We start from the raw sequence: 21,081 nt of genomic DNA, 5'->3' as shown, positions 1-21,081 counted from the left end.
GTGCAGCCAACGGGCTATCGGGGTGTCGGCCGGTGGACGTTGTCCGCCGTCGACGCGTGGTGCGTGGAGTCCGCGATCCAGCCGCCCGGGATCGACGAGTCGACCACGCCCTCCTCGAGCCACGCGTAGTTGCCGTCGAGAACCTGCTTCGCGAGCACCTGGTCGCTGTCGTCGGTGTTCTTCCAGAGCTTCTCGAACAGCTCGTCGACCCGGATCCGCGCCTGCTTGGCGAACGCGTCCGCGAGCGCCTGGGCGTTGGGGTTCTCGTCCCGCGCGGCCCGCACGCACACGGCGCTGATCGCGAACAGCTCGGCCCCGATGTCCACGATCCGGCTCAGGAACCGCTGCTTGCGCTCCATCTTCCCCTGCCACCGCGACATGGCGTAGAACGTCTGCCGCGCGAGCTTGCGCGCCGACCGCTCGACGAACCGCAGGTGCTTCGCGAGCGGCCCGAACTCCGTGTAGCCGGCCGGGGTCTGGCCCTTGCCGACGACGAGCGTGGGCAGCCACTTCGCGTAGAACCCGCCGGCCTTGGCCGCGGCCTTCATCTTGGCCTGGCGGTCGGCGTCGGGGTCGATGATGTCGCCGGCGACGCTGAGGTGCGCGTCCACCGCCTCGCGGGCGATCAGCAGGTGCATGATCTCCGTCGAGCCCTCGAAGATCCGGTTGATGCGGAGGTCGCGCAGGACCTGCTCGGCCGCGATGCCGCGTTCTCCACGCGCTGCCTGGCTTTCCGCCGTCTCGTACCCGCGGCCGCCGCGGATCTGCACCAGTTCGTCGGCCACCAGCCAGGCCTTCTCGGACGCGTAGAGCTTCGCGAGGGCGGCCTCGATGCGGATGTCGTGGCTGCCCGCGTCCGCGAGCTCGGAACTGAGGTCCAGCACGGCTTCCAGCGCGTAGGCCGTGGCGGCGATGTAGGCGATCTTGCCGGCGACGGCCTCGTGCTTGCCGACCGGCAGACCCCACTGGATGCGTGCGCTCGACCATTCGCGTGCGATCTTGAGGCACCACTTCGCACTTCCGGCGCAGAGCGCGGGCAGGCTGAGACGGCCCGTGTTGAGGGTGGCGAGAGCGATCTTGAGCCCGGCGCCTTCCCTGCCGATGACGTTCTTCTTGGGCACGCGGACCTGGTGGAACCTCGTCACGCCGTTCTCCAGACCCCTCAGGCCCATGAACGCGTTGCGGTTCTCGACGGTGATGCCCTCGGCGTTCGCTTCCACGACGAACGCCGTGATGCCCTTGTCCGGCACCTGGGCCATGACGACGAGGAGATCGGCCACGACACCGTTGGTGGTCCAGAGCTTCACGCCGTCGAGGACGTAGTCGTCGCCGTCCGGCGTGGCGATGGTGCCGAGCCGCGCCGGGTCACTGCCGACGTCCGGTTCGGTGAGCAGGAACGCGGTGATCTCGCCCTTGGCGCACCTGGGCAGGAACTCCTGCTTCTGCTCGGGGCTGCCGAACATCGCGACCGGTTGCGGCACGCCGATGGACTGGTGGGCGGAGAGCATGGCGCCGAGCGCGGGACTGGCGCTGCCCACCAGCATGAGGGCCTTGTTGTAGTAGACCTGCGTGAGGCCGATGCCGCCGTACTCGGGCTTGATCTTCATGCCGAACGCACCGAGGTCCTTCAGGCCCTTCAGCACGTCGTCGGGGATCTGCGCGTCGCGTTCGATGACGGCGTTGTCGATGTGCGACTCGGTGAACTTCCGGAGCTTCTCGAGGAACGCCTCGCCGCGTTCGCGGTCCTCGGCGGTGCCACTCGGATGCGGGTGGATGAGGTCGATGCGGAAGTGACCGAGGAAGAGCTCCTTGCCGAAACTCGGTCGCTGCCAGCGGGTTTCCCTTGCTTGTTCGGCGACCTGCCTGGCCGCGCGCTCGTCGACGGTCATGGGTTACCTCCCAGTAGGTGTGACCCACGTTACTCAGAGGTAGGCGGTTGTCCATGGGTTTGCGGACGCCTGGGCGGGTCGACTTGCGTTGGCCGGTTCGTGTTCCAGCGGGGTGGGTCGCGTTCCTGGGTTCCGTCGCCTTGCGAGGGTGCGCGCGCAGGTCGTGACGAAGAGCGGGGTTGCGATTGGGGCTTGACCTCGAGCCTCTGGCGGGATGCTCAGACGGCCGGAAAAGGGCCGGGCTGAAAAGCGCCCGGCCGTGCCGGTGAGGGGAGCATCCCGCCCACTCAAGGTAAAGCCCCAATCGCCATGAGCGGGGTGCACCGCTACCCGGCCCTGAAGGTTCACACGGCTCGCTTCGCATCGCCACGCCACGACTCATACGTGGTCGCTGTGCGTTGGCGGGCGCTTGGTGGCACCGCGCGGGTCGGTTGCGATGGCTGGCGCCGGTTCCAGCGGAGGGGTCGCCTTACGTGCAGGCCGTTGCCTTGCAGCGGGCTTGCGTTGGACGGCCCGCCCGTCTCTGCTGCAGGCAAGCGAAAGGGCCGCCCCCACACCTGTGGGGACGGCCTTCGAAAAACTGATCGGCGACACCGGCTACGGCAGCGGGGCGGCTCCGCGCTTCGCCAGGTAGTCCTTCATCAGCTCGGTCTCGGCGGACTGCGACTTCAGCATGTTGTCGGCCAGCGTCCGCACGACGGTCTGACCGGCGGCGGTCGTGGCGTACTCGGCCATCGGCGCCCCGCCCATGTGGTGGCGGAGCATCAGCTGCAGCCAGTACACGTCGAACTCGCGGCCGGCGGGCACCGTGCGCAGCTTGGTCAGCTCGTCGGTCGTGGCCATGCCGGGCATCAGCGGCTTGCCCGCCTCGGGCGTGGTGGCGCCGTGGCCGTGGACGCCGGCGGCGTCCATCCACTTCATGTAGACGCCCGAGATGTTCTGCTCGTGCTCGTTCCACATCATCAGCCACCCCTTCATCCGCCCCACCTGTTCGAGCTGGGTGGAGGAGATGTCGAAGGCGAGCTGGCGGATCTCCGGGTCCGTCGAGCGGTCCCTGGCGATGTTCGCCATCTGGATGCCCTGCAGGTGGTGCATGGCCATGTCCTGGCAGAAGCCGACGTCCACGGAACCGGAGGCCGGGGCCGCGGAGGACGAGCTGGAGCCGGGGAGCTTCACGAGCAGGCCCACCGCCGCGCCGAGCAGGAGCACGGCGAGGACCGCTGCGCCGATGACGAGGGCCCGGACCACCCCGGAGGGGCGGCCGGACGTCTCGTCGGTGTCAGGAAGCGCCATCAGCTCGACGGCGGCGTCGAGGCGGAGCCCGACGCGGGCGGCGTGCTGGGGTTCTGCGGCTGGCCCTCGGTCACGGAGTCGTCCTTGCCGCCGTCCATCGGCACGGCGTCGGCGCCCGGCTTCTCGGCCACGAACGGGGCCGGGTTCGACAGGAACGCCGTGTTCTCGCAGGACGCGCCGACCTCGGGGTAGGAGTTCGGGTTGCGCAGCAGCGAGGAGATGAACTGGTCGATGCGCTCGTCGTCGGCCTTCTCGACCTTCAGCTGGTGACCCCAGGACTGCAGGGAGATCGGCTTGTCGAGACCGGGGAACGGCGACAGCATCATGTACGGGATGCCCTCGACCTTGGTCTTCAGCTTGGCGAGCGCGTCGTCCTTGACCTGGTCAGGGTTGTACGCGATCCACACGGCGCCGTGCTCGAGGCCGTGGACCATGTTCTCCGTGCGCACGGCCTTGTCGTAGACGACGCCGGTGCAGTCGGCCCACTGGGCGTCGTGCGGGCCACCGAAGGCCGGAGTCTGGTCGTACGCGACGCGCTGGGTCGGCTCGACGTGGCGGGAGCCCTTGTACTCCTTGATCACGATGCCCGCGAGCGCCGTCGACGGGTCCTTGTTCGTGTCCGAGGGCTTCCACTTGGCCAGGGCGGCCTCTTTGACGTTGTTCGCGTGGATCTGCGAGTACGCATATCCGAAAACACCGCCCGCGAGGCCCAGCACCGCGATCACCGCGATGATCGTGCCCCACGGCTTCGGCTTGCTCGCCACCACCGAGGAACGGGCTGCGGCCACGCTGTTGCGTGTGGCCTTCGTCTTCTTGCCGCTGGTCATGTCCGCCTCAGATGTCGTCCTGGTCAACCGGCGCCAGTGTAGGGACATCGTGTCTGATCACTGTCAGCGCAGTGCGATACCACGTGCGCGTTAACACTTGCCGTCTCACCCTCCGAGACCCGGTAACCCGGTCGAGACCTGCGACAACGCTTCTCTAGACTCTCGGGGCGTGACTCCTGAAGTGCTCGCCGATCTCGTCCGGACCACGGTCGCCCGCTTGCTGGCCGACCGGGGCCTGGACACCACCGCGCTCCCCGAGCAGGTGACGGTCGAGCGACCCAGGAACCCCGAGCACGGCGACTACGCCACGAACGTGGCGCTCCAGATCGCCAAGAAGGCGGGCGTCGCGCCCCGCGAGTTCGCGACGTGGCTCGCCGGGGCCCTGCTCGCCCAGGACGCCATCGCCCGGGCCGACGTGGCCGGTCCCGGCTTCCTGAACCTCACCATCGCCACCGAGGCGCAGGGAGCGATCGTTCGTGCGGCCCTGGAGACCGGCTACGGCACCGGCGCCGAGCTGGGCGGGAAGCGGATCAACCTGGAGTTCGTCTCCGCGAACCCCACCGGCCCCATCCACCTCGGCGGCGCGCGCTGGGCGGCCGTCGGTGACGCGCTGGGCAGGGTGCTGCGGGCCCGCGGCGCCGAGGTCACCCGCGAGTACTACTTCAACGACGCCGGTGCGCAGATCGACCGGTTCGTCCGGTCGCTGATCGCCGCCGCGAAGGGCGAGCCCGCCCCCGAGGACGGCTACGCGGGCACGTACGTCAGCGACATCGCCGCCGAGGTGCTGCGCCGCGAGCCGGGTGCGTTGAACGACCCGGAGACGGTGCGCAAGGTCGGCGTCGGGCTGATGTTCGAGGAGATCAAGAGCAGCCTGCACGACTTCGGCACCGACTTCGACGTCTACTTCCACGAGGACTCGCTGCACCAGAGCGGCCGCGTGGACGAGGCGGTCGCCAAGCTCAAGGCGAACGGCTCGCTGTACGAGAAGGACGGCGCCTGGTGGCTGCGGTCCACCGACTTCGGTGACGACAAGGACCGGGTCGTCATCAAGAGCGACGGCAACCCCGCGTACATCGCGGGCGACATCGCCTACCTCGTCGACAAGCGCGGCCGCGGCTTCGACCTGTGCATCTACATGCTCGGCGCCGACCACCACGGCTACATCGCGCGCCTCAAGGCCGCGGCGGCCGCCCTGGGCGACGACCCGGACAGCGTCGAGGTGCTGATCGGCCAGCTCGTGAACCTCGTCAGCGACGGCCAGCCCGTCCGGATGAGCAAGCGCGCGGGCACCGTCATCACGATGGAGGACCTGGTCGACGTGGTCGGCGTGGACGCCGCCCGCTACGCCATGATCCGCTCGTCCGTCGACTCCGGCCTCGACATCGACCTCGACCTGCTGCGAAAACACAGCAACGAGAACCCGGTCTACTACGTGCAGTACGCCCATGCGCGCACGTCGTCGATCCTGCGCAACGCCGCTGATCTCGGCATCACCCCGGGTGAGGACTTCGCGCTGCTCACCCACGAGCGCGAGGGCGACCTGATCCGCACCATCGGCGAGTTCCCGCGAGTGGTGGCCACCGCCGCCGAGCTGCGTGAACCGCACCGCGTCGCCCGCTACCTCGAAGAGCTCGCGGGCACGTACCACCGCTTCCAGCAGGACTGCCGCGTCCTTCCGCGCGGCGATGAGGAGACGACTCCGTTGCACCAGGTCAGGCTTCAGCTCGTCAACGCGACCAGGCGCGTGTTCGCCGCGGGCCTCGGCCTGCTCGGCGTGACCGCCCCGGAGCGCATGTGATGCGCGCGCATCCGGCCGGACCCCGGCACGCCGACGTCATGGCATCCGGCACCACCGCCGGCGACCGCCCTTCCACCGCGGAACAGCTCGACCACCTGCACCCGACGGTGTGGCCGCGCAACGCCAGGCGCAACGACGCGGGCGTCGTGGAGCTCGCGGGTGTGGACGTGCGCGGGCTCGCCGAGCAGTACGGCACCCCGTTGTTCGTCATGGACGAGCAGGACTTCCGCGCGCGTTGCCGCGAGCACGCCGAGGCGTTCGGCGACCCGACGCTCGTGCACTACGCCTCCAAGGCGTTCCTGAGCGTGCAGGTCGCGAAGTGGGTGGCTGAAGAGGGCCTCTCGATCGACGTCTGCAGCGGCGGCGAGCTCGCCATCGCGCTGCGGGCGGACTTCCCGGCCGAGCGCATCGCCCTGCACGGCAACAACAAGAGCGTTCCCGAACTGATCGCGGCCGTCGAGGCCGGGGTCGGCGGGGTCGTGCTCGACTCGTACCACGAGATCGCGCGCCTCGACCAGATCGCGCGCGACCGCGGTGTGGTGCAGAAGGTGCTGATCCGCGTGACGGTCGGCGTCGAGGCGCACACGCACGAGTTCATCGCGACCGCGCACGAGGACCAGAAGTTCGGCTTCTCGCTGTCCTCCGGCGACGCGGCCGAGGCGGTGCGCCGCGTGCTGAAGGCGAGCGGGCTCGAACTCGTCGGCCTGCACAGCCACATCGGCTCGCAGATCTTCGACGCGTCCGGCTTCGAGGTCGCCGCGCGCCGCGTGATCGGCCTGCTCGCGGAGATCCGCGCCGAGCACGGCGACGTCCCGTCGTTGAACGTCGTCGACCTCGGTGGCGGTCTCGGCATCGCCTACACGCCGGACGACGACCCGCCCCCGCCCGCCGAGCTCGCGCGGCAGCTGCACAACATCGTGCAGAAGGAGTGCGAGCACAACGGCCTGGAGATGCCTCGCATCGCGGTGGAGCCCGGCCGCGCGATCGTCGGCCCCGGCACGGTCACCGTGTACGAGGTCGGCACGATCAAGGACATCGAGCTCGACGGTGGCGCGCGGCGCCGGTACGTCAGCGTCGACGGCGGCATGAGCGACAACATCCGCACCGCTCTGTACGACGCGGTCTACGACTGCAAGCTCGTTTCGCGCGCCTCCGAGCCCGAGTCGAGGGCCGTGCTGTGTCGTGTGGTGGGCAAGCACTGCGAGTCCGGTGACATCGTGGTGCGCGACTGCTGGCTGCCCGACGACCTGGCACCGGGCGACCTGGTGGCGATCGCCGCCACAGGGGCCTACTGCTACTCGATGGCGAGCGGGTACAACCGACTTCCACGGCCCGCGCTCGCCGCGGTGACCGATGGAGAGGCGCGGCTGCTGCTGCGTCGTGAGACCGAGGACGATCTGTTCCGTCTGGAGGTATGAAAGCCGTGAAACCGATTCGGGTCGCCTTGCTGGGATGTGGCACGGTGGGCACGGAGGTAGTCCGGCTGCTGACGGACCAGGCCGAGGACCTCACCCAGCGCATCGGCGCGCCGGTTGAGCTCGCCGGCATCGCCGTGCGCAGGCCGAACAAACACCGTGCAGTACCGGAGCACCTGCTCACCACGGACGCCGAGGCGCTCGTGAAGTCGGACGACGTGGACGTGATCGTCGAGGTCATCGGCGGCATCGACCCGACGCGCGGCCTGCTGCTGGAGGCGTTGCGGCGCGGCAAGTCCGTCGTCACGGCGAACAAGGCGCTGCTGGCCGAGCACGGCCCCGACCTGTTCGAGGCAGCCGACGCGTCCGGCGCGGACCTCTACTTCGAGGCCGCTGTCGCCGGTGCGATCCCGTTGCTGCGCCCGTTGCGGGAATCCCTTGCGGGAGACCGGATCACGCGCGTCATGGGCATCGTGAACGGCACGACGAACTTCATCCTGTCCGCGATGGACGCCACGGGTGCGGGGTACAGCGAGACCCTCGAAGAGGCCTCGCGCCTCGGTTACGCCGAGGCCGACCCGACGGCGGACGTCGACGGGTTCGACGCCGCGTCGAAGGCCGCGATCCTCGCCTCGCTCGCGTTCCACACGCGCGTGACGGCGTCGGACGTCTACCGCGAGGGCATCCGCGCGGTGTCCGCGGCGGACATCGCGGCGGCCAAGGGACTCGGCCGCACGGTGAAGCTGCTCGCGATCTGCGAGCGCGTGACCAGCCCGTCCGGCCAGGAGTCAGTCGCCGTTCGAGTGCACCCGGCGATGATCCCCAGGACGCATCCGCTGGCGAGCGTCAACGGCGCGTTCAACGCGGTGTTCGTCGAGGCCGACGCGGCGGGGGAGATGATGTTCTACGGGCAGGGTGCCGGTGGCGCCCCCACGGCGAGTGCGGTCGTCGGCGACCTGGTCGCCGTGGCGCGCAACATGGTCGCGAGCGGGCACGGTCCGCGCGAGTCCGCCTACGCCGCGCTCACCGCGCAGCCCATGGGAAACACGCCCACGCGTTACCACATCAGCCTCGACGTGGCGGACAAGCCCGGTGTCCTCTCGCAGGTCGCCGCCGTGTTCGCCGAGCACGACGTGAGCATCGCCGCGGTGCGCCAGGAAGGCCGCGTCGAGGACGCCAGCCTGGTGATCGTCACGCACGCGGCGACCGACGCCGCGCTGCGGTCCACTGTGGACAAGATCGGTGGCCTCCCCGTGGTGCGGGACGTCGTCAGCGTCATGAGGGTGGAGGGCGAAGAGTGAGTCCAGAAGGAATGAGCCCTGCGAGAGCAGGCTGGCCCGGTCTCATCAACGCCTACCGGGACCGCATCGAGATCCCCGCGGGCGCCGAGGTCGTGACGCTGCACGAGGGCGGCACGCCGCTGGTGCACGCCAAGCGCCTCTCCGCCGCCACCGGGTCCGACGTCTGGGTCAAGGTCGAGGGCGCGAACCCGACCGGCTCGTTCAAGGACCGCGGCATGACCGTGGCCATGACGTACGCGCTCGCCTCCGGTCTGAAGGCCGTGATCTGCGCCTCCACCGGCAACACGTCGGCGTCCGCCGCGGCCTACGCGGCCAAGGCGGGCCTGACGGCGGCCGTGCTGGTGCCCAGCGGCAAGATCGCGATGGGCAAGCTGGCGCAGGCCGTCATGCACGGCGCGAAGATCCTGCAGATCGACGGCAACTTCGACGACTGCCTGGAGCTGGCGTCGAAGACCGCGGCCGAGTACCCGGTCACGCTGGTGAACTCGGTCAACCCGGTGCGCCTCGTCGGCCAGCAGACCGCCGCGTGGGAGGTCTGCGACGTCCTCGGCCAGGCGCCGGACGTGCACTGCCTGCCGGTCGGCAACGCGGGCAACATCACCGCGTACTGGAAGGGCTACACCTCCTACGACCGGGGTCTGCCCCGCATGTTCGGCTTCCAGGCCGCGGGCGCCGCTCCGCTGGTGAGCGGTCAGCCGGTGCCGAACCCGGAGACCATCGCGACCGCGATCCGCATCGGTTCGCCGGCGTCGTGGACGGGCGCGGTCAACGCCCGCGACTCCTCCGGCGGCCTGATCGACGCCGTCACCGACGAGCAGATCCTCAGCGCGTACCGGCTGCTGGCGTCGTCCGAGGGCATCTTCGTCGAGCCCGCGTCGGCGGCGTCCATCGCCGGTCTGCTGAAGACCGCCGAGGACGGCAGGCTGCCGAAGGGCTCCACCGTTGTGTGCACCGTCACGGGTCACGGTCTGAAGGACCCCGACACGGCGCTGCTCGGCACCACCGAGGTCGAGCCCGTCCCGGTCGACCCCGGCGCCGTCGCGCACGCGCTGGAGCTGGCGTGAAGTTCCTGGTCTCCGTCCCCGCGTCGACCGCGAACCTCGGTTCGGGGTTCGACGCGCTGGGCATGGCGCTCGGCATGTACGACGACGTCGAGGTGGCCGGCGGCGAAGGCGTCGACGGCCTCTCGATCACCGTGGACGGTGCCGGATCAGGCGATGTCCCGCTCGACGAGACCCATCTCGTCGTGCGGGCCATTCGCGCCACCGGCTACACCGGTGGCCTGGCCCTGAGGTGCCGCAACACCATCCCGCACGCACGGGGACTGGGCTCGTCGGCCGCCGCGATCGTGGCGGGTGTCGTAGCCGGGTTCACCCTGCTGGGTCGCGAGTTGGACACGGGCGCGTTGCAAATCGCCGCCGAGTTCGAGGGGCACGCGGACAACGCGGCCGCCTCCCTGTTCGGCGGGGTCGTCGTCGCGTGGTCCGAAGGAGAGCGGTACCGCGCTGTCCGGATGGACGCGGACGCACGCGTGCGCCCGGTCGTCCTGATCCCGTCGCAGGAGTCGTCCACCAAGACCACGCGCGGCCTGCTCCCCGCCGAGGTGCCGCACGCGGACGCGGCGCACGCCGCAGGGCGGGCTGCCCTCGCGGTGCACGCGCTGACGTCCGATCCGACGGTTCTCCTTGCGGCCACTGAGGATCGACTCCACCAGAACTACCGCGAGCCCGCATGGCCGGACACCGTTCGGGTGATCAACGATCTTCGCAAGCTGGGAGTTCCCGCCTGCGTGAGCGGAGCGGGACCCACCGTGATCGCCTTCGGCGATCTTCCGGCCGAGGTCGACACGCACGGCTTCGACGTGCGCAGACTCGACGTCGACGCCGCCGGCGTGCGCGTTCGTCCATTGGACTGACACGCCCGACCCCGGTTGTTGCATGCCGGGGGAGCGGCGTCTACCCTCGGGGGCGATCAGTCACTGCGCGCACGGGCGCCGGTGTCGCGCTCGGACATTCGTTCCGGGTCGCAATCCTTTTGTGTTCCGGCTCTGTGCCGTGCGGGCGGGGCGGACGCGAAAAGGCACCCGATCGCCGTGTGATCTGAGAAAAGTCCCGTGCTTGGGGGAAGCCGTCGTGCTTCCGTCTTCATCGGACTTGACCGCCGTTCCCCGCTGAAGTGGGAAGGCGGGTCCGCTGGGCCGCGTAGGAGGCGGGGCCTGGTCAGGAAGGACTTGTGTGACCAACACCGATTTGCTGAGCAGCGAAGTCGCAGCTGCCGCTGGTTCTGGAGCCGAGGAGAACGCTCTGTCCACCCCATCGAACGGCACGACGCCGCGCCGCCGCGCGGGTCTGTCCGGCATGGTGCTCGCTGAGTTGCGCGAGCTCGCCGGCCAAATGGGCATCACCGGAACCGCAGGCCTGCGCAAGGGCGACCTGATCGCGGCCATCAAGGAGAAGCAGGGCTCCGGAGCCCCGGCGAAAGCCGAGAAGCCCGCGAAGACCGAGAAGGTCGCCGCGAAGGCCGAGGCGCCCGCCGAGAAGCCCGCTGAGAAGCCCGCCGCAAAGGTGGTCGAGAAGCCTGTTCAGCAGCAGCTCGAGGTAGCGGAGAAGCCCGCTGCCGCCGAGTCCGGCGCGTCTGACGACTCCCGCTCGTCCGAGGACGGGGGGCGCCGTGGAAACCGTCGCCGCCGTTCCGGCCGTGGCGGCGGCAACGCCGAGGGCGATGGCCAGCCGCAGCAGGAGCAGCAGCGTTCCGAGCGTCCTGAGCGCACCGACCGTCCTGAGCGGACCGAGCGGCCGGAGCGCGCTGAGCGCCCCGAGCGCGGCGAGCGTCAGGACCGGGGCGAGCGCCAAGACCGTGGCGAGCGTCAGGACCGTGGCGAGCGTCAGGACCGCGGCGAGCGCAGCGAGCGTTCCGACCGCGGCGACCGCAACGAGCGCGGCGGCCGTGACCGCAACCGCGACCGCGGCGAGCGTTCCGACCGCGGTGACCGCGGCGGCGACCGCCAGGGTGGCGGCCAGCCCGACGGTGACGACGACGGTGGTCGTCGTGGCCGCTTCCGCGACCGCCGCCGTCGCGGTGGCCGTGGCGACGAGCAGGGTGGCGGCGGTCGCGTGGACCGCGAGACCGAGGTCCGCGACGACGACGTGCTGCTCCCGGTCGCGGGCATCCTGGACGTGCTGGAGAACTACGCGTTCGTCCGCACCTCCGGCTACCTCGCCGGCTCGAACGACGTCTACGTGTCGCTCTCGCTCGTCCGCAAGTACGGCCTGCGCCGTGGCGACGCCCTCACCGGCGCCGTCCGCCAGCCGCGCGACGGCGAGCAGCAGCGCCAGAAGTTCAACCCGCTGGTCCGCGTCGACAAGATCAACGGCCTGGACCCGGAAGAGGCGCGCAACCGCCCGGACTTCACCAAGCTGACGCCGCTCTACCCGAACGAGCGTCTGCGCCTGGAGACCGAGCCGCACATCCTCACGACCCGTGTCATCGACCTGGTGATGCCGATCGGCAAGGGCCAGCGCGCCCTGGTCGTGTCGCCTCCGAAGGCCGGTAAGACCTCGGTGCTGCAGTCGATCGCGAACGCGATCACGACGAACAACCCCGAGTGCCACCTCATGGTGGTGCTGGTGGACGAGCGTCCGGAAGAGGTCACCGACATGCAGCGCTCGGTGAAGGGTGAGGTCATCGCCTCCACCTTCGACCGGCCGCCGTCGGACCACACGACCATCTCCGAGCTCGCGATCGAGCGGGCGAAGCGCCTGGTCGAGATGGGCCACGACGTCGTCGTGCTGCTCGACTCGATCACGCGTCTGGGCCGTGCGTACAACCTGGCGGCACCGGCCTCCGGCCGCATCCTGTCCGGTGGTGTCGACTCGACCGCGCTCTACCCGCCGAAGCGCTTCCTCGGTGCTGCTCGCAACATCGAGGGCGGCGGCTCGCTGACCGTCATCGCCACGGCGCTGGTCGAGACCGGCTCCGCCGGCGACTCGGTGATCTTCGAAGAGTTCAAGGGCACGGGCAACGCCGAGCTCAAGCTCGACCGGAAGATCGCGGACAAGCGGACGTTCCCGGCCGTGGACGTCGACTCGTCGGGCACCCGCAAGGAAGAGCTGCTGCTCTCGCCGGACGAGATGGCCGTCACGCACAAGCTGCGCCGGGTGCTCCACGCGCTCGACGGTCAGCAGGCGATCGACCTGCTGCTGGACCGGCTGCGGAAGTCGCGCACCAACATCGAGTTCCTGATGCAGGTCGCGAAGACGACGCCGGGCGCCGAGCAGGACTGACGCCGTGTGAGTTTCACGTGAAAAAGCCCCCGCTGCAGGTCAGCGGGGGCTTTTTCATCGCTCTTCACTCGAATGCCGCGCCGGCTTCAGCGGCAGCCGGCGGCCTGGCGGTTCTCGTCGTTCTGCACCAGCAGCTGGAACACCAGGGCCAGCAGCACCGGCATCCCCACCACCGTCGCGGCCAGCACGGGTACCTCCACCGCGCCCACCACGACTCCCAGCGCCAGCACCGCGGCCAGGTAGGGCCACCGCAGCCAGGTCCGTTGCCACCCCCGCCTCCACCGCACCCCGCCGGAGACGGCGGCGGCCACGGCCACCCCGGCCCCCGACACGACCGGTGACAGCGGCACCGTGGTCCAGGAAGCGGTGAGCAGCCCTGCCGACCCCATCAGGCCGAACACGGCGGCGGAGAAGAGAAACGGCACTCCCAGCCACAGGTGCTGGTTCATCGGCCGCTCTGCGGTGCAGAACACGGCACACAGTCTGATGGAGACCGTCCAACAACACGGAGCCGTATCTGGTCGAACGGCGGCACCTTGCGCCGAACGGCGTATCGCAGAGGTTAAGCGGTTGTGACTTGAGGCACTGATCAGCCCCGGGAACAACCGCGTTTTTGCCGGTGTTGCACGGTCTGGCAAACTAAATGGTCGAGTCCGGCTCCGGTTCACCCGTTCACCAACTGGGACCCGGCGGCCATCCTTGAAAGGGACAAGATCTTGAAGACTGGTATCCACCCCGAGTACACCCCCACCGAAGTGACCTGCAGCTGCGGGAACACGTTCATGACGCGCAGCACCTCGGCTTCCGAGGTTCGCGTCGAGATGTGCTCCAACTGCCACCCGTTCTACACGGGCAAGCAGCGCATCCTGGACACCGGTGGTCGCGTGGCGCGCTTCGAGGCGCGTTACGGCAAGCGCAACAAGTAGCTGCTTTCACGGCGCCTGACCTCGGCCTTCCGGCCGGGGCAGGCGCCGTCGCCGTTTCCAGGGGAACACTACGAAAGCAGGAGACGTGTCGCAGTCGCTGGACAGCTTGCTCGCCGAGTACGACGAGCTGGAGAAGAAGCTCGCCGATCCCTCCGTGCACGCTGACCAGGTGGGTGCGCGCAAGCTCGGCAAGCGCTACGCCGCGCTCGGTCCCGTCGTGAAGACGGCGCGGGAGATCGAGCAGGCCAAGAGTGATCTGGAGGCGGCCAGGGAGCTCGCCGCCGAGGACCGGTCCTTCCAGGAGGAGGTCGACCAGATCGAGGCGCAGCTTCCCAAGCTGCAGGAGAAGCTCAACGAGCAGCTGCTGCCGCGTGACCCGCACGACGGGGACGACGTGGTGCTGGAGATCAAGTCCGGCGAGGGCGGCGAGGAGTCCGCGCTGTTCGCCGGGGACCTGCTGCGCATGTACACGCGGTACGCGGAGCGACAGGGGTGGAAGGTCGAGCTGCTCGACGGCACCGACTCCGACCTGGGCGGGTTCAAGGACGTCACCGTCTCCATCAAGGCCAGGACCGCGGTACCGGACGGGGTGTGGAGCCGCCTGAAGTGGGAGGGCGGCGTGCACCGCGTGCAGCGCGTGCCCGTCACCGAGTCGCAGGGGCGCATCCACACGTCGGCCGCCGGTGTTCTCGTCTTCCCGGAGGCCGAGGAGACCGCCGCGGTCGAGATCGACGAGAAGGACCTGCGGATCGACGTGTACCGGTCGTCCGGCAAGGGTGGCCAGTCGGTCAACACCACCGACTCCGCGGTGCGCATCACGCACCTGCCCACCGGCATCGTCACGTCCTGCCAGAACGAGCGCAGCCAGCTGCAGAACAAGGCTCGCGCCATGCAGGTGCTGCAGAGCCGCCTGGTCGCCCTCGCCGAGGAGCAGAAGGCGCAGGAGCAGTCCGACGCCCGCCGCACCCAGATCCGCACCGTGGACCGCAGTGAACGGGTGCGGACCTACAACTTCCCCGAATCACGCATCTCCGATCACCGCGTTGGGTACAAAGCGCATAACCTGGACCAGGTGCTCGACGGTGACCTGGACGCGGTGGTGGACGCACTCGCCGCCGCTGACCGGGCAGAACGGCTCGCAGGCGGGTGAACCGACGTGAGAGGGGCGCGTTGTGGCCGAGATCCTGGTTAGTCCGCAGACAGCGCCCCTCGACCAGCAGGTCGAGGTGATCGTCGCCGGGCTCAAACCCGGCCAGTCGATCACCGTGCAGCTGTCCACGGGTGATCGCGCCTCCCGTGCCGTGTTCGAGGCTGACGACCGTGGCGTCGTAGACCTCACGCGGCACGCACCAGTCGATGGCAGCTATCAGGGCGTTGACCCGATGGGGCTGTTCTGGTCGCTGGAACGCACCGGCGGCAAGGCCGGCCCCACCGTCCTCTCGGTCGAGGGCGTCGGGGACCGCGTGCTCGAACGGCAGTCCGTGCCCGAGGGCGTCGAGCGGCTGGAGGTCCGGGAGCACGGGCTGGTCGGCACGTTGTTCGCCCCTGAGGACGACGGAGGCGACCTGCCGGGCGTCATCGTGCTCGGAGGGTCCGAGGGCGGTCTTCAGGAGACTGACGCGGCGCTGCTGGCCGCGCACGGGTTCGTCACGTTCGCGCTCGGCTACTTCGGCGTGGACGGGCTGCCCGAGCACCTCGAGGACGTTCCGCTGGAGTACTTCGGCACGGCGATCGAGTTCCTGTCCGAACGCGCGGGCGAGATCGGTGTCGTCGGCGGCTCGCGCGGCGGTGAGCTGGCCTTGCTCGTCGGATCCAAGTTCTCGCAGGTCAGCGCGGTGGTCAGCGTCGTCGGCAGCGGTGTCGTGACGCAGGCGGTCGGGCCGGGCGCGAACCTGCTGCAGAAGCTCCAGCACGAGGCGGCGTCGTGGACGTGGAAGGGCGAGCCGCTGCCGTACCTGCCGTACTACGTGGGCGACGAGCTGCGCGCGAAGATCGTGAACGACGAACCGGTGCCGTTGCGGCTCGCGTTCGACACGAGCGACGGCATTCCCGAGGACACCGAGATCCCGGTCGAGAACATCGCCGGGGGTGTGTTGCTCATCTCGTCCGGACAGGACGACGGGTGGCCGTCGGCCGAGCTGAGCGACGTCGCGATGAGGCGGCTGAAGGACCACGAGCACCCGTTCCCGTACGAGCACGTCGTGTATCCCGAGGCAGGACACCTGATCGCGGGCCCGCCGCACCGGCCGGCCACCGACGTGACCTATCCGGGGCCCGGTGTCACCTTCTCGGGTGGTGGTGCTCCGCAGGCCACCGCGCACGCCCGCGCGAACGCCTGGAAACGGACGGTTGAGTTCTTGCGGGAGCAGCTCGGGAGCTAGGTTGTGTGCTTATGAGCGCACACTTTGATGTCGTCGTCGTGGGTGCGGGTCCGGGCGGGTACGTCGCCGCGATCCGTGCGGCTCAGCTCGGGCTGAAGACCGCCATCGTGGAGGAGAAGTACTGGGGCGGTGTCTGCCTGAACGTGGGCTGCATCCCCTCGAAGGCTCTCCTGCGCAACGCTGAGCTCGCGCACCTCTTCACGCACGAGCAGAAGACGTTCGGCATCAAGGTCGAGGGCACCGTCAGCTTCGACTACAGCGCGGCGTGGCAGCGCAGCCGCAAGGTCGCCGACGGGCGCGTCAAGGGCGTGCACTTCCTCATGAAGAAGAACGGCATCACCGAGTACAACGGGTGGGCCAGCTTCACCGACGACCACACGCTGACCGTCGGGGACGAGACGATCACGTTCGGCCACGCGATCATCGCCGTGGGCGCCACGACCCGGATGCTGCCCAACACGCAGAAGTCCGACCGCGTCGTGACCTACGAAGAGCAGATCATGACCGAGGACCTGCCCGAGTCGATCATCATCGCCGGTGCGGGCGCGATCGGCGTCGAGTTCGCCTACGTCATGCACAACTACGGCGTGAAGGTCACCATCGTCGAGTTCCTCGACCGCATGGTGCCGCTCGAGGACGAAGAGGTGTCCGCCGAGCTCCTCAAGCGCTACAAGAAGCTGGGCGTCGACGTGCGCGTCGGCACGCGGGTCGAGTCGATCGACGAGTCGGGCCCGAAGGTCCGCGTCACCGTGTCGAAGAACGGCGCCGAGGAAGTCCTCGAGGCCGACAAGGTCATGCAGGCCATCGGTTTCGTGCCGCGCGTCGAGGGCTACGGCCTCGAGAACACCGGCGTGAAGCTGACCGAGCGCGGCGCGATCGACATCGACGGCCGCGGCCGCACCAACGTGCCGCACATCTTCGCCATCGGCGACGTCACCGCGAAGCTGATGCTCGCGCACACCGCCGAGTCCATGGGCATCATCGCCTCGGAGACCATCGCGGGCGCCGAGACGATGGAGCTCGACTACGTGATGATCCCGCGGGCGACGTTCTGCCAGCCGCAGATCGCCTCCTTCGGCTACACCGAGAAGCAGGCCCGTGAGAAGGGCTTCGACGTCCAGGTCTCGAAGTTCCCGTTCACCGCGAACGGCAAGGCGCACGGCCTGGCCGAGCCCGGCGGCTTCGTGAAGCTGATCAGCGACGGCAAGCACGGCGAGCTGCTGGGTGGCCACATCATCGGCCCCGAGGCGACCGAGCTGCTGCCCGAGCTCACGCTGGCGCAGCAGTGGGACCTCACCGTCCACGAGGTCGCGCGCAACGTCCACGCGCACCCGACGCTGTCCGAGGCGGTCAAGGAAGCGGTGCACGGCCTGGCCGGGCACATGATCAACTTCTGAGGTAGTTTTCTCATCTGATGACGAACCGGCAACCGCTCCGCCTCGCCGTCTCCGAGGCGGCGAAGATCCTCGCCGAGGCGGGTGTGGACAGTCCGCGCGTCGACGCGGAGTACCTGGCCGCGCACGTGCTCGGGGTCGGGCGCGGGCGGTTGCCGCTCATCCCGCTGGTCGATCCGACGGTGATCGACCAGCTGCACAAGCTCGTGCGGGTTCGTGCCTCGCGCATTCCGTTGCAGCACATCCTCGGCTGGGCGCCGATGGGTGCCATCTCGGTCGAGGTCGGGCCGGGGGTGTTCGTGCCGCGGCCCGAGACCGAGCTGCTGATGGAGTGGGGCCTGAAGGCGCTCGCCGGCGTTTCCTCGCCGGTGGTCGTGGACCTCTGCACGGGAACGGGCGCGCTGGCGTTGTCGATCGCCGCCGCCCGTCCGGACGCGGTGGTGCACGCGGTGGAGATCGACCCGCAGGCGCTGTCGTGGACGCGGCGCAACGCCGACGCGCGGGTGGCCGCCGGGGACACGCCGATCCGGCTGCACTCGGGTGACGCCACCGATCCGTCGCTGCTGTCCGACCTGGACGGTCTGGTGGACCTCGTGGTGTGCAACCCGCCCTACGTGCCGGAGGGAACTCCGGTGCAGCCCGAGGTGGGCGTGCACGACCCGCACCACGCGGTGTTCTCGGGCGCCGACGGGCTGGACGTGATCCGGCACGTCGTGCGGGCGGCCGCGCGGTGGCTGAAGCCCGGCGGGTCCGTCGGGATCGAGCACGACGACACGCAGGGCGAGTCCGTGCCGGCGCTGCTGGCCGCGCGCCGGGTGCTCACGGACGTGACCGACCACGCCGACCTCGCCGGACGGCCGCGCTTCGCGACCGCCCGCAAGGTCGGGTAGCTGGTCAGAAGAGGGCGTCGAAGGCCTTCGACAGGTCCTTCACCTGCTCGCCCAGGCCGCGGTCCGACAGCTTGTCCATCAGGTGGTCCGCGACGTCCTTGCTGGGCTTGGGTTTGCGGGCTTCGGCGCGGAGGTCGTCCACCACCTCGATCGTGGACGTGGGCGCCTGGGCCGCGTTCAGGTCCACGCGCAGTTCGTCGAGCAGCCGCAGCACGGTGCTCACGTCCTTGATATGTCCGATGTGGACGTTCCCGGTCCTGGCACGTCCGCTGGTCCCGATGTTGCTGCCGATCACCGGTCCCCGGATCTCGAAGTTGCGCTCGTTCATGAGGTTCCCTTGCCGACGTTCGTCTTGCCCGTGCGTGCCTTGCCCGACGTGCCGATGTTGCTGGAGATCACCGGGCCGGTGATGTGCACGTTGTTGCTCGTCACCTGCATGGCCTGTTCCATGAACTCGGTGACCGAGATGCCCTTGCTCTCCAGGAACTCGCCGAGCGTGCGCAGCAGCCGTGACTCCAGCACCTTGATGTAGCGCTCGACGTCGGTGAGCTGGAAGTAGTTGTCGACCTGGGTCCTGCTCGCGAGTTCGCGCAGGCTGTTGCTGGCGCCGTAGCGTTCCGCGACGTACGTGCCCTCGGCCTGGGGGATGGGGTTCATCCAGGCGACCGCCGAGGTGAACCGCTTCGGTATCGAGGCCGGGAACTTCAGCAGGTCCACGATCGCCTCGACGAACGGCCGCAGCGACTGCTCCGGCAGCACGTCGATCTTCCGGTGCTCGGAGTTGATCGGGTGCAGGATGCACGGCGTCCACTCGACGTAGAGCATCTCGTCGTCGAGCCCGAACGTCAGGTACGCGGAGATCACGACGTCGCGGTCCCACGTCTCGACCTGGAACGAGCGGAAGTAGCGCATCCACTCCATCGGCCGGGTGATCAGATCGTCCACAACGGACCGGTCGACGGTGTCCCTCGGCGAATGGTCCTTGTCGGGCAACACGATCCGCGCTTCGGCATCGTCGATGTGGTCGATCAGCTCGACCGAGGAGATGACGACGCGGTCGCCGGTCTTGAGGTTGCGCAGCCGATGACCCGGCGAGAGCGACGGCGAACGGCCCGTCTTGACCAGCTCGCTCGTGATGCGTTCGTACAGCTCCGCCAGGGCGAATCCGGGCAGCGGCGCGTCGAGCTTCCCCTCGGCGGGCTTGAGGGGCAGCGCCATGGACCACGGTTCGAACATCGCGCCGGAGCCGACGAACGGCCGATAGCCGTGGTAGACGATCACCTGAGCGCCGTCCGCGTCCTCAGGCTCGTCGTTCTCCTCGATCGGGTAGAGCGCGAGCGCTTCGGCGTAGCTCGCGTGCCCAAGCCCCCGGAACGCCCACTCGTTTCGCCACAGCTCCTGCTCGCCCTTGCTGGTGCGGAACCCGGCGCGCCGGAAGCTCTTCGTGACCAGCAACCACGTCACGACCCGATCCGCCAACAACACCGCGAAGATCAGCACGATCGCGATGATCAAGACCGCGAGCGCGCCGTCGCTGCTCTCCGGCCCGCACTCCTCGTACCTGGGCCTGCAGTACGAGGTGGAGTCGTCGAGCTCTTCGATGAACTTGTACAGCACGAAGAAGAGCGCGATCGCGCTGGCGATCGCGCCGAGCACGGCCGGCCCCCGCTGCGTGACGACTCGTCGCGGCCGCGTGAACGCCACCCGAGCCCCGGTCCCGACCGCCGCGATCGAGGCGACCACCAGCCACAGCACGAGCACCGTCCCGCTCGCGGCGAACAGCGCCACCAGCGCCAGCACCAGCAGCAGCGCGTCGCGCACCTTGCGCCGCGTGCGCGCCGCCACCGCCTCCCGCAACACCGCGCCGGCGTTGACGCCGGGCGAGCGCGGAATCGACCGAGTGGCCTCCACGAGGTACTCGCGAATGGCGGAATCCGCGAACTCCTCGTCGCGGTGAGCGGCTCCGCAGAGGAAGCGGGTGGTGTCGTCGCGCAACTTCGGAGAATCTTTTCCCGTCGCCGGCGCGGGAGTTGACATTGTCCTGTCCACTTTCTGTCATTGAATAAAGCACTCTGTGTTTGTGCTGGTCAGGGACATGGTGAGACAACAACAACACGCAATTGAACTCTGTCGCTGGGACAATAGTCGGTCCTGATCGGAATGGGGCGAAGACGGCGGAAACAGGCATTGTCAATGCGCCGAACGAGGGCAACTGACACGCTTGCCGGACGCCCCGCCGATCCGTTGCTTCCGTCGCCGCCCACGAGGACGACGTGGCCCGCTCGCTGTGGGGAGTGGCCAAATCCTGGCCAATAACACGACGTTTGATGCCATTGGGACCAAACGGTCGTATGTTCTCCGCGGGGAGGGCACGCGGTCACGCGCTTCGAGGAACCGCCGCCTCGCGCGTGACCGCGTGTGCGCCTACCTATAGGAAGCCTCGGCCGACCTTGGGCTTGGCCCCCGCAACGGTTGCCAGACCCACCAGTGCGCTGACCCACGGCTTGATCGTGTCCGGCTCCGCGCATCCCGCTAGCCCGGTGGGGTCGACCACCAGGTCGGTCCGTTCGCCGGCTTTCCATGCACCGAGAGCCACAGGGACTTCATGCCCGTCGAGGACACGAAGGCGATCGCAACCACGACGAGCAACGCCCATGCGGAAGTACGGCTCCACGGCCGCAGTC

The 21,081-nt window shown here is 69.1% G+C and carries 17 protein-coding genes; 11 read left to right on the top strand and 6 right to left on the bottom strand.

Annotated elements, in window-relative coordinates; genetic code table 11:
• Positions 1-14: 14 nt before the first annotated feature.
• The 3 genes from AB0M48_RS41380 to AB0M48_RS41370 all read right to left on the bottom strand — a co-directional run bounded on the left by AB0M48_RS41380 (position 15) and on the right by AB0M48_RS41370 (position 4,009).
• Positions 15-1,889, bottom strand: coding sequence for an acyl-CoA dehydrogenase family protein (locus AB0M48_RS41380; RefSeq protein WP_363853483.1), 1,875 nt, complete (start codon positions 1,887-1,889; stop codon positions 15-17).
• 597 nt (positions 1,890-2,486) lie between these two features.
• Entirely contained in the window at positions 2,487-3,182 is a 696-nt protein-coding gene (locus tag AB0M48_RS41375; RefSeq protein WP_363853480.1) for a DUF305 domain-containing protein, read from the bottom strand.
• Positions 3,182-4,009 carry a DUF3105 domain-containing protein gene (locus AB0M48_RS41370; protein ID WP_363853591.1) on the bottom strand — a complete coding sequence of 276 codons (828 nt, stop codon included), beginning with the start codon at positions 4,007-4,009 and terminating at the stop codon, positions 3,182-3,184. The genes AB0M48_RS41375 and AB0M48_RS41370 overlap by 1 nt, the downstream gene beginning before the upstream one ends.
• A gap of 169 nt (positions 4,010-4,178) precedes the next feature.
• On the opposite strand from AB0M48_RS41370, the gene argS reads away from it, so the two are divergent.
• The 6 genes from argS to rho all read left to right on the top strand — a co-directional run bounded on the left by argS (position 4,179) and on the right by rho (position 12,806).
• The gene (argS, locus tag AB0M48_RS41365; protein WP_363853476.1) at positions 4,179-5,807 is read left to right on the top strand and encodes an arginine--tRNA ligase; all 1,629 of its coding nucleotides are present in this window, start codon (positions 4,179-4,181) and stop codon (positions 5,805-5,807) included.
• A complete protein-coding gene (gene lysA, locus AB0M48_RS41360; RefSeq protein ID WP_363853473.1) occupies positions 5,807-7,225 on the top strand; it encodes a diaminopimelate decarboxylase in 1,419 nt (472 codons plus the stop codon). Before argS ends, lysA begins: the two co-directional genes overlap by 1 nt.
• Entirely contained in the window at positions 7,222-8,523 is a 1,302-nt protein-coding gene (locus AB0M48_RS41355) for a homoserine dehydrogenase (protein ID WP_363853470.1), read from the top strand. Before lysA ends, AB0M48_RS41355 begins: the two co-directional genes overlap by 4 nt.
• Positions 8,524-8,534: 11 nt before the next feature.
• Positions 8,535-9,587 (top strand): threonine synthase, encoded by a 1,053-nt coding sequence (gene thrC, locus AB0M48_RS41350; protein ID WP_363853467.1) that lies wholly within the window; start codon positions 8,535-8,537, stop codon positions 9,585-9,587.
• On the top strand, positions 9,584-10,438 hold the full coding sequence (thrB, locus tag AB0M48_RS41345; protein ID WP_363853464.1) for a homoserine kinase: 855 nt from the start codon (positions 9,584-9,586) through the stop codon (positions 10,436-10,438). Before thrC ends, thrB begins: the two co-directional genes overlap by 4 nt.
• 319 nt (positions 10,439-10,757) lie before the next feature.
• Positions 10,758-12,806, top strand: coding sequence for a transcription termination factor Rho (gene rho / locus AB0M48_RS41340; RefSeq protein ID WP_363853462.1), 2,049 nt, complete (start codon positions 10,758-10,760; stop codon positions 12,804-12,806).
• An 86-nt stretch (positions 12,807-12,892) separates the two neighbouring features.
• On the opposite strand, the gene AB0M48_RS41335 is transcribed toward rho, so the two are convergent.
• The gene (locus AB0M48_RS41335; RefSeq protein ID WP_363853459.1) at positions 12,893-13,279 is read right to left on the bottom strand and encodes a hypothetical protein; all 387 of its coding nucleotides are present in this window, start codon (positions 13,277-13,279) and stop codon (positions 12,893-12,895) included.
• Positions 13,280-13,522: 243 nt separating this feature from the next.
• On the opposite strand from AB0M48_RS41335, the gene rpmE reads away from it, so the two are divergent.
• From rpmE to prmC, 5 genes are all read left to right on the top strand, one after another.
• Positions 13,523-13,732 carry a 50S ribosomal protein L31 gene (rpmE, locus tag AB0M48_RS41330; RefSeq protein WP_363853457.1) on the top strand — a complete coding sequence of 70 codons (210 nt, stop codon included), beginning with the start codon at positions 13,523-13,525 and terminating at the stop codon, positions 13,730-13,732.
• A gap of 85 nt (positions 13,733-13,817) precedes the next feature.
• Complete coding sequence (gene prfA / locus AB0M48_RS41325; protein ID WP_363853454.1) at positions 13,818-14,882, top strand: peptide chain release factor 1; 1,065 nt, start codon at positions 13,818-13,820, stop codon at positions 14,880-14,882.
• A gap of 22 nt (positions 14,883-14,904) precedes the next feature.
• Positions 14,905-16,113 (top strand): acyl-CoA thioesterase/bile acid-CoA:amino acid N-acyltransferase family protein, encoded by a 1,209-nt coding sequence (locus tag AB0M48_RS41320; RefSeq protein ID WP_363853451.1) that lies wholly within the window; start codon positions 14,905-14,907, stop codon positions 16,111-16,113.
• 11 nt (positions 16,114-16,124) lie between these two features.
• Positions 16,125-17,510, top strand: a complete 1,386-nt coding sequence (gene lpdA / locus AB0M48_RS41315) for a dihydrolipoyl dehydrogenase (protein ID WP_363853448.1) — start codon at positions 16,125-16,127, stop codon at positions 17,508-17,510.
• 17 nt (positions 17,511-17,527) lie between these two features.
• Positions 17,528-18,397 carry a peptide chain release factor N(5)-glutamine methyltransferase gene (gene prmC, locus AB0M48_RS41310; RefSeq protein WP_363853445.1) on the top strand — a complete coding sequence of 290 codons (870 nt, stop codon included), beginning with the start codon at positions 17,528-17,530 and terminating at the stop codon, positions 18,395-18,397.
• Between the two features lie 4 nt (positions 18,398-18,401).
• Here prmC and AB0M48_RS41305 read toward each other — a convergent pair whose 3' ends face one another.
• On the bottom strand, positions 18,402-18,725 hold the full coding sequence (locus AB0M48_RS41305) for a hypothetical protein (RefSeq protein ID WP_363853442.1): 324 nt from the start codon (positions 18,723-18,725) through the stop codon (positions 18,402-18,404).
• Positions 18,722-20,392: a hypothetical protein gene (locus AB0M48_RS41300; protein WP_363853439.1), complete on the bottom strand. Its 1,671-nt coding sequence runs from the start codon at positions 20,390-20,392 to the stop codon at positions 18,722-18,724. Before AB0M48_RS41300 ends, AB0M48_RS41305 begins: the two co-directional genes overlap by 4 nt.
• Between the last annotated feature and the right edge of the window lie 689 nt (positions 20,393-21,081).

This window comes from Lentzea sp. NPDC051208 (genome assembly GCF_040682435.1).
Taxonomy (GTDB): Bacteria; Actinomycetota; Actinomycetes; order Mycobacteriales; family Pseudonocardiaceae; genus Lentzea; species Lentzea kristufekii.
This window is presented reverse-complemented; position numbering and strand designations above follow the sequence as displayed.

Excerpts from the sequence above, each read along its gene's own strand:
- AB0M48_RS41305 (WP_363853442.1), bottom strand. The coding sequence starts at position 18,725 with ATGAACGAGCGCAACTTCGAGATCCGGGGACCGGTGATCGGCAGCAAC.
- lysA (WP_363853473.1), top strand. The coding sequence starts at position 5,807 with ATGCGCGCGCATCCGGCCGGACCCCGGCACGCCGACGTCATGGCATCC.
- AB0M48_RS41355 (WP_363853470.1), top strand. The coding sequence starts at position 7,222 with ATGAAAGCCGTGAAACCGATTCGGGTCGCCTTGCTGGGATGTGGCACG.
- prmC (WP_363853445.1), top strand. The coding sequence starts at position 17,528 with ATGACGAACCGGCAACCGCTCCGCCTCGCCGTCTCCGAGGCGGCGAAG.
- thrC (WP_363853467.1), top strand. The coding sequence starts at position 8,535 with ATGAGCCCTGCGAGAGCAGGCTGGCCCGGTCTCATCAACGCCTACCGG.
- AB0M48_RS41380 (WP_363853483.1), bottom strand. The coding sequence starts at position 1,889 with ATGACCGTCGACGAGCGCGCGGCCAGGCAGGTCGCCGAACAAGCAAGG.
- lpdA (WP_363853448.1), top strand. The coding sequence starts at position 16,125 with ATGAGCGCACACTTTGATGTCGTCGTCGTGGGTGCGGGTCCGGGCGGG.
- AB0M48_RS41375 (WP_363853480.1), bottom strand. The coding sequence starts at position 3,182 with ATGGCGCTTCCTGACACCGACGAGACGTCCGGCCGCCCCTCCGGGGTG.
- AB0M48_RS41370 (WP_363853591.1), bottom strand. The coding sequence starts at position 4,009 with ATGACCAGCGGCAAGAAGACGAAGGCCACACGCAACAGCGTGGCCGCA.